This window comes from Actinomycetes bacterium, from assembly GCA_035489715.1.
In the GTDB taxonomy this organism is placed as follows: Bacteria; Actinomycetota; Actinomycetes; order JACCUZ01; family JACCUZ01; genus DATHAP01.
The window spans coordinates 1-12287 of the sequence record DATHAP010000229.1 but is presented as its reverse complement, the minus strand read 5'-3'; the positions used below and the strand labels follow the sequence as shown (position 1 = coordinate 12287).

At 73.5% G+C, this 12287-nt stretch carries 14 protein-coding genes; 3 read left to right on the top strand and 11 right to left on the bottom strand.

The window, feature by feature from the left end; translation table 11 throughout:
- On the top strand, positions 1–1332 hold a 1332-nt coding region (locus VK640_18055), incomplete at its 5' end, for an FtsX-like permease family protein (protein HTE75085.1).
- 12 nt (positions 1333–1344) lie between these two features.
- Here the strand turns inward: VK640_18055 and VK640_18050 are convergent.
- From VK640_18050 to VK640_18025, 6 genes are all read right to left on the bottom strand, one after another.
- Positions 1345–1767: a response regulator transcription factor gene (locus VK640_18050; GenBank protein HTE75084.1), complete on the bottom strand. Its 423-nt coding sequence runs from the start codon at positions 1765–1767 to the stop codon at positions 1345–1347.
- 98 nt (positions 1768–1865) lie between these two features.
- The gene (locus VK640_18045; GenBank protein ID HTE75083.1) at positions 1866–2537 is read right to left on the bottom strand and encodes a response regulator transcription factor; all 672 of its coding nucleotides are present in this window, start codon (positions 2535–2537) and stop codon (positions 1866–1868) included.
- A gap of 90 nt (positions 2538–2627) precedes the next feature.
- Entirely contained in the window at positions 2628–3254 is a 627-nt protein-coding gene (locus VK640_18040) for an ATP/GTP-binding protein (GenBank protein HTE75082.1), read from the bottom strand.
- Positions 3235–3657 carry a DUF742 domain-containing protein gene (locus VK640_18035; protein ID HTE75081.1) on the bottom strand — a complete coding sequence of 141 codons (423 nt, stop codon included), beginning with the start codon at positions 3655–3657 and terminating at the stop codon, positions 3235–3237. Before VK640_18035 ends, VK640_18040 begins: the two co-directional genes overlap by 20 nt.
- A gap of 6 nt (positions 3658–3663) precedes the next feature.
- A complete protein-coding gene (locus tag VK640_18030; protein HTE75080.1) occupies positions 3664–4095 on the bottom strand; it encodes a roadblock/LC7 domain-containing protein in 432 nt (143 codons plus the stop codon).
- A 1-nt stretch (position 4096) separates the two neighbouring features.
- Entirely contained in the window at positions 4097–7219 is a 3123-nt protein-coding gene (locus tag VK640_18025; protein ID HTE75079.1) for a nitrate- and nitrite sensing domain-containing protein, read from the bottom strand.
- 134 nt (positions 7220–7353) lie between these two features.
- On the opposite strand from VK640_18025, the gene VK640_18020 reads away from it, so the two are divergent.
- The gene (locus VK640_18020; GenBank protein HTE75078.1) at positions 7354–8331 is read left to right on the top strand and encodes an NAD(P)H-quinone oxidoreductase; all 978 of its coding nucleotides are present in this window, start codon (positions 7354–7356) and stop codon (positions 8329–8331) included.
- A gap of 52 nt (positions 8332–8383) precedes the next feature.
- Here the strand turns inward: VK640_18020 and VK640_18015 are convergent, their stop codons facing one another.
- From VK640_18015 to VK640_18005, 3 genes are all read right to left on the bottom strand, one after another.
- A complete protein-coding gene (locus tag VK640_18015) occupies positions 8384–9091 on the bottom strand; it encodes a hypothetical protein (GenBank protein ID HTE75077.1) in 708 nt (235 codons plus the stop codon).
- Positions 9066–9197: a hypothetical protein gene (locus VK640_18010; GenBank protein ID HTE75076.1), complete on the bottom strand. Its 132-nt coding sequence runs from the start codon at positions 9195–9197 to the stop codon at positions 9066–9068. Before VK640_18010 ends, VK640_18015 begins: the two co-directional genes overlap by 26 nt.
- A gap of 126 nt (positions 9198–9323) precedes the next feature.
- Positions 9324–10289 (bottom strand): GNAT family N-acetyltransferase, encoded by a 966-nt coding sequence (locus VK640_18005; protein ID HTE75075.1) that lies wholly within the window; start codon positions 10287–10289, stop codon positions 9324–9326.
- Positions 10290–10467: 178 nt separating this feature from the next.
- Between VK640_18005 and VK640_18000 the strand changes: the two genes are divergently transcribed.
- On the top strand, positions 10468–10974 hold the full coding sequence (locus VK640_18000) for a bacterial proteasome activator family protein (protein HTE75074.1): 507 nt from the start codon (positions 10468–10470) through the stop codon (positions 10972–10974).
- A 174-nt stretch (positions 10975–11148) separates the two neighbouring features.
- Here the strand turns inward: VK640_18000 and VK640_17995 are convergent, their stop codons facing one another.
- Together VK640_17995 and VK640_17990 are read right to left on the bottom strand one after the other, a co-directional pair.
- A complete protein-coding gene (locus tag VK640_17995) occupies positions 11149–11946 on the bottom strand; it encodes an HAD family hydrolase (GenBank protein ID HTE75073.1) in 798 nt (265 codons plus the stop codon).
- Positions 11943–12287: threonine aldolase (locus VK640_17990; protein HTE75072.1), on the bottom strand; the 345-nt coding region annotated here is incomplete at its 5' end. The genes VK640_17990 and VK640_17995, both read right to left, overlap by 4 nt.

Sequence of the window (12287 nt, the reverse complement as noted above, 5' to 3'; positions counted from 1 at the left end):
CTGCTGGCGGGGCTGGTCGAGCCGCTCGGCCCGCTGCGGGAGTACGAGCCGGAGCCCGGGTGGCTGCCGGAGCCGATGCTGGTCGTCCCGGGCGCACTGCTCGTCGCGGTCGCGTTCCTGCTGCTGACGGCCCTCACGGCGGCCCGGGTGGTGCGGCGGGAGACGGTGGGTGCCGGTGTCGCGCGCCCGACCCTGGGCCTGACCTGGCTGGGCCGCCGGGCGCCGGCCCTGGCCGGGCTCACGTTCGCGCTGCGCGGCCGGGCCTCGGCGGCCCGCGGGTCGGTGCCGGTGCGGGCGACCCTGGCGGTCGCGGTGCTGGGCACCTGCGGCGTGGTGGCGGTGGCGACCTTCGCCCAGAGCCTCGACCGGCTGAGCAGCACGCCGGCGCGCTACGGCTGGGTCGCCGACTTCGCGGTCGTCGACTCCAAGCCGTTCGACCTGCAGGACCTGGCGGCCGACCCCCGGGTCGAGTCGCTGCTCGACACGTCCGCGGTGCCCGTGCACGTCGACGGCCGGCGGATGGATGGCATCTCGCTGCGCCCGCTCAAGGGTCCGGTGCCGCTGACCCTGCTCGGCGGCCGACTGCCCGAGAGGGACGACGAGGTGGCCCTCGGGTCCCGCCAGGCGCAGCACCTCGGCGCGACGACGGGCTCGACGGTCAGCCTGACGACGTACGACGGCGACGGCGAGCCGTCCCGCCGCACGCTGCGGGTGGTCGGAATGGTCGTCACCCCGCCGGTCAGCGACGGCCTGGGGTCCGGCGCCTTCCTCACGGCGCGCACGGCCGCCGCGGCCGGGCGGTCGGCGCCGTTCACGACCGCGTTCGTCGACGCCCGCGACGAGGACGCCGACGCGATGTACGCCGAGCTGGCGCAGCGGCTGGAGATGATCCGGGCCCTCCCGCCGGCCGAGGTGAGCAACCTGGTCGCGCTGGGCCGGCTGCCCGTGCTGCTGGCGGTGTTCTTCGGCGCGCTGGCCGTCGCGGTCCTGGCCCACTCGCTGGTGCTCACCGCGCGCCGCCGGGCGACCGACCTCGCGGTGCTGCGGGTGATCGGGCTGACGCCGCTGCAGGTCGGCGGCGCGTTGGTCGCGATGGCGCTGACCATCGGCGCCGTGGGCCTGGCCCTCGGGCCGGCGCTCGGGCTCGCGGTCGGCCGGGTCGTGTGGGGCGAGGTCGCGAGCGGCATCGGCACCGCCGGCGACCCAGCGGTCCCGTGGCTGGTGCTCGTGGTGGCGGTGCCGGCCGTGCTGGTCGGCACCGCGCTGGTCGCGTTGCTGCCGGCCCGGCGGGCGGCCACCCTGCGGCCCGCCGAGGTCCTGCGCTCGGAGTGACGGCCGGCCCGGTCAGCCGGTGGTGGCGCTCGCCGTCGCGGCGCCGTCGGGGGGGCGGTGCTCGGCCCAGAGCCGGGCGAGCAGGTCGGAGGCCAGCTCCTCCTTGTCGATGTACGCCGCCGCGCCGCTGTCCTGGGCGTCCGCCGGCAGGTCCCGGGCCTGGTAGGTCGAGCACAGGAACACCACCGGCGGGTGCTCCCCCGCGGTGATCGCCCGGGTGGCCTCGATGCCCCCCATGCCGGGCATGTTGATGTCCATCAGCACCAGGTCGGGGCCGAGCTCGCCGACCGCGCGGAGCGCCTCCTCCCCCGACGGTGCCTCGCCGACCAGCTCGAAGCCGGCCGCGCGGCGGACCACGGCGGCCGCCGCGACCCGGAAGGGCCGCTGGTCGTCCACCGTGAGCACGCGCACGGTCGCGCCATCGGGGCCGGTCATGTCAGCCAGTGTGCCGCCCGGGCGGGATGCTGGCGAAGGAGGACAGCGCCTCAGCGGTGGTGTGGCCAGCCACCCCGCTCGGCTGCGGCCGCGCCGCCTCAGGCGGTGCCCTGGTCGTGCAGGTAGAGCAGCACCGCCTTGACCCGCCGGTTGAGGTCGCGCTCCTCGGTGAGCGACAGCTTGGAGAAGATCGAGTTGGTGTGCTTCTCGATCGCCCGCTCGGAGAGGAAGAGGGTGGCCGCGATGGCGGCGTTGCTCTTGCCCTGCGCCATCTCGCCCAGCACCTCGAGCTCGCGCGGCGTGAGCGTGCTCAGCGGAGTGTCCTGCGGCCCCCGGTTGGCGGCGACGAGCTGCTCGACGACCGTGGGGTCGATGACCGAGCCGCCCTCGGCCACCCGCTGCACCGCGCTGGTCAGCTCGCCGACGTCGCCGACCCGCTCCTTGAGCAGGTAGGCCCGGCCGCCGGAGCCGCCCTCGAGCAGCTTGAGCGCGAACGCCGCGTCGGCGTGCTGGCTGAGCAGCACCACGCCGACCTGCGGCCGCTCCTGGCGCAGCTGCAGGGCGATCTGGATGCCCTCGTCAGTCTTGGTCGGCGGCATCCGGATGTCGCTGACGACCACGTCGGGGTCGTGGTCGACGACCGCCTTCTGCAGGGACGGCAGGTCGGCGACCGAGCCGACGAGCTCGAGGGCCGCGTCGTGGTCGATGAGGCGCTCGAGCCCCTGCCGGAGCAGCGCGTTGTCCTCGGCGAGGAGCACCCGGATGGTCACCGGAGCACCCTATGTTCCATGACCCGGGCTCCGGCGCGGATCGGGAGCGAATCTGGCCGATCCGTTCGTTCGGACGATGCCGGGGTCCGGCTACTGCATCCGCGACATCGCGAGGGTGACCAGCGTGATCAGGGCCTGCTTGGTGGCCTGCCGGTTGCGCGCGTCGGTGTAGAAGACCGGCACCTCGTCCCGGACGGTCAGGGCCGACCGGACGTCGTCGAGCGAGTGCCTGGCCACGCCGTCGAAGCAGTTGACCGCCAGCACGAACGGGATCTGCCTGGCCTCGAAGTAGTCGACCGCGTCGAAGCACTGCTCGAGCCGCTCGGTGTCGACCAGGACCACGGCCCCGACCGCCCCGGTGACCAGGTCGTCCCACATGAAGTGGAAGCGGTCCTGGCCGGGCGTGCCGAAGAGGTAGAGCCACAGGTCGCCCGGCAGGGCGATCCGGCCGAAGTCCATGGCGACGGTGGTCGACGTCTTGCGGTCGGTCACGCCGCCGGCGTCGTCGACGCCGAGGCTGTGCTCGGTCATCGCGGCCTCGGTGGACAGCGGCTCGATGTCGGAGATGGACCCGATGAACGTCGTCTTGCCCACGGCGAAGCCGCCGGCGATGACGATCTTGACGGTGATGGGCGAGGCGGGCGTCGCCGCCTCGTCCCCGGCCGCCTGGTCCGGCGGGTGGGGAGCCACCGTGACGTCAGAGTGCGGAAATGCCATCGAGAACACTCTCCAGGACCTTGAGGTTGGCGGCGGGTGGCGCGGCGGTGGGCGAACCCGTGTGCACGACGACCAGCCCCTCGTCGGCGAGGTCACCGACGAGAACCCGGACGACGCCCAGGGGCAACGACAGGTGGGCGGACAGCTCGGCGACGGACAGGATCTGCTCGCGGGTCAGGTCGAGGATGCGCCGACGCTCGGCGGTCCCGACCGGGTCGGTGGCACCGGGGACCATCCGGACCAGCGCCTCCAGTGGGAGGTCCGACCGGCCGGGGCGGGTCCGCCCGCGGGTGAGGGCGTAGGGGCGGACGACCCGGGCCTCCTCGACCGCCGCCTCCTCGTCGTACAGGTCGTGGTCGAAGCGGCGCGGCTCGGGCGCGTCAGGGACGGGGGTCTGGGGCACCGGGCCTCACCTGTGGCCCACGGGGAGACGGGCGCGCATCTCGCTGACCAGGGCCGGGGTCATGGTCGCCTCGGCCCGGCTGACGAGCAGGGTCATCTCGTATCCGACGAGCCCGACGTCGCAGGTGGCGTCGGCGGCGACGGCCAGCACCGACCCGTCGCTGATGCTCGTGGTGAAGAGGAACAGGTGGTCCATCTCGACGATCGACTGCCGGACCTCGCCCGCGTCGAGCTGCCGCGCGGCGCCGCGGGTCAGGCTGGACAGGCCGGAGACGATCGCGGCGAGCTGGTCACCCTGCGTCCGGTCGATCTCGTCGGACATCGCCATGAGCAGCCCGTCCGCGGACACCACCAGAGTGTGCTGGACGCCGGGGACGCTCTTCACGAAGTTGCCCAGCAGCCAGCTGAAGTTGGCCGCCTCGGTGCTGAGGGTGCTCACGTCAGTGGTCCTTCGTCTCGTCGGTCGGCACCTCGGTGCCGGTGCTGCTGCTGGTGCTGCTCGTGCTGTCGCCGGCCGGCTCGGCGCCTGCCCGACCGCGGGCGACGCCGGCCCGGAAGCCGGAGAGCATGCCGCGCACCTCGCTGGCCGAGCGGGTGCGCGCAGGCGTGCCCGACGTGGCGGCGGTGCGCGTCCCGGTGGTGGCGGCCTCCTTGGGCGTACGTCGCACCAGCGCCCGCTCCGCGGGTGTGGCTGACTGCTCCGGCACGGCAGGGGCGAACGCCGGTTCGTAGAGCCCCCGCAGCTCGGACAGCACCTCGGCTGCGACGTCGGCGACATCGGCGTCATCTCCGACATCGTCGGCAGCCGGCTCGGCAGCCGCCAGGGAACGGGTCGAGGGCGGCGGCTCTGCCGGCGACGGCTCTGCCGGCGACGGCTCTGCCGGCGACGGCGCGGAGGCCACGCGGCTGGGCAGCGACTGCGACTGCGCCGTCAGCGAGTCCCAGCGAGCCGTCAGCGACTCGGCTGCCGGCTCTGGGTCCGGGGCCGTGCCGGTGCCGGTGTCGGTGCCGGTGCCGGTGCCGGTGCTGGTGGCGGTGCCGGTGGACCGGTCCGCTGCCGTGGTCCGTGACGGCAGAGTGCTCGGCGCTGCGCTGTCCGCACCCGGGTCCGCCGTCGTGACGGCTTCGGGCGTCACGGCTTCGGGCATCACGGCTTCGGGCGTGACGTCGTCCGTCACCGGCCTGGCCGGTGCTGCCGACCGGCGGGCGAGCGACGGCTTGTGGCGGCTGAAGCGCCCGTCGCCCGAGGTGCGGGAGGGCAGGACGTCGACGGCCGGGGCGAAGACGAGCTGGGGAGCAGCTGCGGCGACCGGCTCGGCCTCCGCGACGGGCTCAGGCTCGGGGACGGCCTCGGTCTCGGTGTCGTCGTCGACCTCGTCGTCGGTGTCGTCGTCGACCTCGTCGTCAGTGTCGTCGTCGGTCTCGACGGACGCCTCGGGTCCGGCCACCAGCTCAGGCTCGGCGTCCAGCCCAGGCTCGGCGTCCAGGACCGGCTCGGTGTCCACGACCGGCTCGGCGTCCACGTCCGTTTCCGCGGAAACGTTCTCGATCGGTGTCTCCACAACGGCCGGCGTCCCCACCTCGGCCACGACCGGGTCGTCCGCACCGACCCGGACCGACGGCTCCGCGTGGTCGGCCGGGTCGAAAGCCGGCTCGGCCGCCGATCCCTCCGGTGCGTCGACGGTCATGCCCTCGAACACCGACGCCGGGAGGCTGAGGACCACGACGGTCCCGGCGGCCCGGCCGTGGCGCAGCTCGACCGTCGCCTCGAGACGCGAGGCGAGCCGGCCGACCACGAACAGACCCAGCCGCTGCGACACCGCGATCTCGGCGACCGGCGGGTGGGCGATCTTGTCGTTGGCGTCGGCGAGCTCCTCGTCGGACATGCCGAGCCCGTAGTCGGTGACAGTCACGTCGACGCCGCGGCCGGTGAGCTTCGCCGCGACGACGACCCGGGTCTCGGGGTTGGAGAAGTGGGTGGCGTTCTCGAGCAGCTCCGCGAGCAGGTGCGCGACCGTGAGCGCGTGCCGGCCGGACACCTCGGGGTCCTCGGTCATCGAGAGGTCGATGCGGTCGAAGGCCTCGATCTCGCCGACGGCGGTGCGGATGACGTCGGACAACGGCAGGACGCCGCGCAGCCGGCGCGTCGAGTCGATGCCGGCGAGCACGAGCAGGCTCTCTGCGTTGCGGCGCATCCGGGTCGCCAGGTGGTCGAGAGTGAAGAGCCGCTCGAGGACGTCGGGGTCCTCCTCGCCGGCCTCCATCTGGTCGAGGGCCTTGAGCTGCCGCCCGAGCAGCACCTGGTTGCGGCGCGCCACGTTGACGAACATCTCCGCGATGCTCGCCCGCAACGCCGCCTGCTCCTTGGCGACCTGGACGGTGACGTCGTTGACGGTGTTGAACGCCTCCGCGAGCTGGCCGATCTCGTCCCGGGACTCGACCGGGATCGGCTCGACCGTTACGCCCGGGCCCTCACCGGGGACCTGCATGCGCTCGACCATCCGCGGCAGCTCGTCGCCGATGTCGCCGGCGGCGACGGTCAGGCGGCGCAAGGGCCGGGTGATCCGGCGGGCCAGCCCGATGGCGAGCATCAGGGCCAGACCGAGGCCGAGCACGGCGACGGACACGAGCAGCAGGGCGCGCCGCTCCTGGCCGAGCTGGGTCGCGATGGCGGCGTCGGAGATCTCGTTGACCAGCCCGGACTCCGCCGTGGTCATCGGAGCGATCCGGGTGTTGGCCGCAGTCACCCACTGGGTCGCCGCCCCGATCGCCGGCTCGCGGCCGCGGAGCAGGTCTGGCAGGTCGCGGCGGACCTGGTCGATCTCGTAGTTCTGGGCCTTGGCCAGCTCGTTGTCGAGCCGCAGGTAGGTCTCGGGCGACGCGGCACCTTGGAGGTCCTGCACGGCCTCCCGCTGCTGGGCGACCAGCGCGGAGGCCTGGGCGAAACCGGCCTCGTTGATCGCGCCTGTGTCGAGCGCGAGCTGCACCAGGTCGCGCTCGTGCGAGGCGAACTCGATCGTGCGGGACAGTGCCTGGTAGGCCTCGAGGGTCCTGCCGAGGTCGGCCGTCCCGTCGGCCGCGAGGACACCTGGGAGCTCGAGGTCGGTGCGGATCACCTTGCCGTAGAAGACGTCAGTCTCGGTCGCGAAGAACCGGCCCGCGTCGATCGAGGCCCGTGCCCCCGACAGCTCGCCGTGGACCCCCGCCGAGCGAGCGACCGAGGACCGTACGGCCTCGGACATCTCGTCCACCGGGGACGCGGCTACCAGCTCGCCGAGCCCGCGCAGCTGCTGATCGGTGAACCGGCGCTGGCTGCGCATGCTGTGCTCGCTGCCAGCGCTCGGGGACTGCAGGTGGTTGAGGGTGGCGCTGCGCTCCTCCTGGAGGCTGTGCACCACCGTGTTGACCTGCACCGCGACCTCGGTCAGGGCGTTGATCTGCCCGGCGCGACGGGCCTCACCGACCTGGCCGCCGACCAGCAGCCCGGTCACGACGACCAGCAGCAGGGTCGGGATCGCCAGGACGGCGAGCAGCTTGGTGCGGACACCGGCGTCGCGCAGCATGGACTCTCCGGTCGGTCGTCGTGCGCCCCATGGGCAGGCAAAGGTCTTGAAGGTGTGGCATCGGCCGGTCCCCCGCCCGCCTTGAGCGGGTACCGGCGCGTCGGGACCACCCCGACGTTCCTAAGGTGTGGTCCGTGCGAGCCGTGGTGCTGACCGGAGCGGGTGGGCCCGAGGTGATGCGCTGGGACCAGGTTCCTGACCCGGAGCCCGGTCCGGGAGAGGTCCTGGTGGACGTCGTGGCGAGCGCCGTCAACCGGGCCGACCTCCTCCAGCGGCAGGGGCTGTACGACCCGCCGCCGGGCACCTCCCCCTACCTCGGTCTCGAGTGCTCGGGGCGGGTGGCCGCCCTCGGGGACGGCGTGGAGGGCTGGGCCGCGGGCGACGAGGTGTGCGCGCTGCTCACCGGCGGCGGGTACGCCGAGCAGGTGGCCGTGCCGGCCGGCCAGCTGCTGCCGCTGCCGACCGGGGTCGACCTGGTCGCCGCGGCCGGACTGCCGGAGGTGACCTGCACGGTGTGGTCCAACGTGTTCATGCTCGCCGGTCTGCGGCCGGGCGAGACGCTGCTGGTCCACGGCGGCGGGTCCGGCATCGGGACCATGGCCATCCAGCTCGGCCGCGCCATGCAGGCCCGGGTCGCCGTGACAGCGGGGTCACCGGAGAAGCTCGCACGCTGCCACGAGCTCGGCGCCGAGGTGCTGGTCGACTACCACGAGCAGGACTTCGTCGAGGCCGTGCGGGTGGCGACCGACGGCCGCGGCGCCGACGTCGTGCTGGACCTGATCGGCGCCAAGTACCTCGCCCGCAACGTCGAGGTCCTGGCCACCAGCGGCCGGCTGGTCGTCATCGGGCTGCAGGGCGGCACCAGGGCCGAGCTCGACCTGAGCCTGCTGATGCGCAAGCGGGCCGCGGTCCTGGCGACCGTGCTCCGCGCCCGGCCGCCGGAGGAGAAGGCGGCCGTCATCGCCTCGGTCCGCGAGCACGTGTGGCCGCTCGTCGGCTCCGGCACGGTGCACCCCGTGGTCGACCGGGTGCTGCCCATGGCCGAGGCCGGCGAGGCGCACCGGGTGCTCGAGGCCGGCGAGGCGGTCGGCAAGGTCCTGCTGGCGACCTAGCCGACCGCACCACCAGCCTTCATCAGCGCCGGCATACGTCCGGCGCCGAGGTTCAGTCGAGGACCGGGTCCTCGGCCGGGTCGACGAGCCTCTTGGCCACCCACACCCGGTTCTCGATCATCGCGTCGAACAGGCTCTTGCGGAGCTCGTCGTCGGTGTCCAGGTTGTTGCCGTCCGGGCGGACAGCCCAGTCCCGCAGCGCCGCCCGGTTCGCGAAGAACGGCGAGATCTCGCGAGTCCGCAGCTTGCCGTTCTGGTTCCGGAACCGCTCGACGAAGGCCAGCGCCTCCACCATGTCGGCACCACCCTCGAGGTCGTCCCAGCGCAGCGACCCCCAGTCCCAGTGGTCGTTCTCCGGGACCTCGACGTGGCCGTACCAGCCCGGCTGGTGCGGGAACCGCGACTGCCGCCGGATGTAGTTCTCGGTCGCGAGCACGTCGTCCTCCTGCTTGTCCGGCCAGACGTGGTCGTTCGGGACGTCGAGCTCCTGCTTGGCCAGCTGCTTGATGGCCGCTAGCGCGTCGCGCTGGAAGGCGCTCTCCGGCAGCCACGACCGCCGCGACGAAAAGCCGATGATCTCGATCTGCAGTCGGACGACCGTGTTGGTCTCGGTGCCGCCGGCGTCGTTCTGCAGCGTCCCGCAGCCCTTCATCAGCCGCCGGTGCTGCCACACCTTGTGCTCACCGACGGTGAAGGTCGGTGCATCGCGCTGGCCCTCCCGATAGCTCGGCAGGTCAGCGGTCTGCGTGGTGTGACCCACTGCCTTCGGCGGGGCTGTCCTCGTTGACGTCGCCCCACTGGAAGTCGGCCGCCCGCTTGGTGACCTCGATCCCGCCAGGCAGCTTGTCGACGAATCCTGATGCCATGACTCCCCCTCGAGCCGGGTCGCACAGGGCCCCTCCCCGCTCCCGGCGTCTCGAGTCTGCGCCCGCCCCCTGCATCCCGCCAGTGGGGCTGCCACCACACCACCGCGGGTGCGTCGGCGACAAGCGTCAGGCCTCGAGCGGCACCCGCTTGACCCAGGCGTCGATCGTCTCGAAGGGGCGCATGCCGACCGACTCGTAGATCGCCAGCGCGCCGGTGGCGTTGGCGACGTCGACGTGCAGGAAGACGGCCGACCGACCTGCCGCCTGCTCCGACGCGAAGTAGGCCCGGAGCAGCGCCTTGCCCGCCCCCCTCCCTCGGGCCCCTGGCAGGGTGGCCAGCGAGTCGACGTACCCGGCGTCGTGCTCCTGCTCGAAGCGCTTGCTGCCGACCAGCAGGCCCGCGACCTCGCCGTCGACCTCGGCGAGCCACAGCTGGGTGAAGTCCGGGCCGTGCTCGGTCAGCCGGTGCCGGTAGTGCTCGAGGTCGACCGGCACGAAGCCGAAGTGCTCGACGAACGCCTCGGAGTCCACCCGGTGCGCCGCGCGGACGTCGTCCTCGGACATGGCCGTACGTCGCACCCGGACACCCGGGACCGCCGGCGCCTCCACGGGCCGGTCCAGGTCGATGCGCATCCGGACGTACGACGTCGGCGAATCGTAGCCGCTCCCGCGCAGCCAGTCCTGGGTCTGCACGTCCTGCCGCCAGGCACCCATGTCGTAGAGCACCGAGCTCAGGCCGTCGGCCTCGACCGCTGCCCGGCCGCGCTCCTCGAGGAACCGGAACACCTCGAGCCCGAGGTCCTGGTCCGGGTGGTCCGGCCGCACGTAGACGTCGACGACGACCTTCTCGCTGTCGCCGACCCGCTCGGCGTAGCCGTGGCCGACCAGCCGCCCGGACGCGTCGCGCCACCCGTAGGACTCGACCGCCGGGTTGCGCAGGTCGGCCGCCACCTCCTCCTCGGAGATGTCCGCCTGACCGATGACCGCCGTGTCGCAGAGGACGAGGAAGTCGAAGAGGTCGGCCAGGTCGGCCGGCCCGAGCCGTTCGGGGACGAGTGGGTCGGGCTGCTCGGGCTGCGGCTGGCGCGTCACGAGCCGCGAGGCTGCCACCCGGGCCGGAGGCGGGTCCAGCTCATTCCGCGGCGCGACCGGGCGTGGGTCGCGACCGGGCGTGGGTAAGGATGGGGCCATGACCGAGTCCCAGGGTGCCGAGCCGACCGACGCCGATGCCGAGGACGCCCCGCGCGTCGTGGTGGTCGGCCCCAACGGCATGGCCATCGAGTCGTCCGGCAACCTCCAGGACGGCGACGAGGAGCGGTCGATCACCGACCTGGTGGACCAGCCGGCCAAGGTGATGCGGATCGGCAGCATGATCAAGCAGCTGCTCGAGGAGGTCCGGGCCTCGTCCCTCGACGAGGCCTCCCGGGTCCGGCTCAAGGAGATCCACACCCGCTCGATCCGTGAGCTCGAGGAGGGCCTGGCGCCCGAGCTGGTGCAGGAGCTGGAGCGGATCTCGCTGCCGTTCACCGACGACGCGGTCCCCAGCGAGGCCGAGCTGCGGGTGGCCCAGGCCCAGCTGGTCGGCTGGCTCGAGGGACTCTTCCACGGCATCCAGACCGCGTTGTTCGCCCAGCAGATGCAGGCCCGCGCGCAGTTCGAGGAGATGCGTCGCCGCGCGCTGCCGGGCGGTCTCTCGATGCCCGGCGGGCCGGGCGGCCCGGGGATGCCGGGCGCCTCCGACGAGACCGGCCCCCGCAACACCGGCCAGTACCTGTAGGCACCCGCCGCGCCGTACGCCTTCTTGGCGCCCGAGCATGATCGTTTGCGGCGCCGGGGACCGCGACACGCCGGACCGACGCGTGTCGATCGGGCCGGACGTCGCAAACGATCTCCGGAGCGGTTGAGGCCACGGGTCGGCCGGCGCCCGGTGGGTGGACCTCCAGCGAGCGGGTCAGGCGAGGCCGAAGAGGCGCTCGAGCTCGCGGGCGACGCCGTCGTCCTCGGGACCGTCGACCAGCCGCTCGACCGCGGCGAGCACGTCCGGGTGTCCGGTCCGGACGCCGTACGCAGTCCCCGCCCAGGCGAGCATCGGCAGGTCGTTGGGCATGTCGCCGAACGCGACCACGTCGGCCGCCTCGATCCCGCGACGCCCGGCCAGCCGGGCCAGGGCCGAGGCCTTCGACACCCCCGCCGCGGAGATCTCGAGCAAGCCGGTCGAGGACGAGTGGGTCAGCTCGACCAGGTCCCCAGCGACCTCGCGGGCCGCCGCCAGCAGGGAGTCCGGGTCCATGTCCTCGTGGCGGGCCAGCAGCTTGACCGCGGGCCGGTCGTAGATGGTCTCGATGACGTCGACCGCGCTGGCCTGCCCGACGTCCCACCGGGCGACGTACGTCTCCTCGTGCGCGAACCCGGCATCGGTCTCGACCGCGAAGGCCACGTCCGGCAGCGCCGCCCGCAGCCGGCGCGTGACGTCCAGCCCGACGTCGACCGCGATCGGCGACGTCTCGACGACCTCCTCGCGGTGCAGGTCGTAGACGATGGCGCCGTTCGCGCACACGGCGAGCCCGGTGTGACCGGTGCGCACCGCGACCTCCGCCATCCACCTCGGCGGACGCCCGGTGACGAACACGACGGGCACGCCGCGCTCCTCGAGCGCCTTGAGCACGGCGACCGTGCGGTCGGAGATCTCCCCCCGCGGGTCGACGACCGTGCCGTCGAGGTCGGTGGCGACCAGCCGGGGCGCGATCACGACGGGGGTACGACGAGGCCGGCGAGCAGGTCACGCACCTCGGCCGGCGACCACTGCATCGTCGCGTCGCCGCAGGAGAGCTCGACCGCCATGTGGTCGGGCAGCTCGGTCGGGAACGCCTTCGGCCAGACCCAGGTCTTCTCCTCGACGGCGAGCGCCCGGGTGCGTGCGGCGAAGGTGTCGGCGTCGACCCGCAGGTAGAGGTGCGCCATCGTCGTCTGCGGCGGGTCGGGGACGACCGTGACCCCGTCGAGCGCCGCCAGCTCGGCGCCGATGGCCCGCATGTGCTCGACGTAGGCCGGGATGCGGGGCCCGCGCAGCCGGAGCCCGGCCAGACCGGC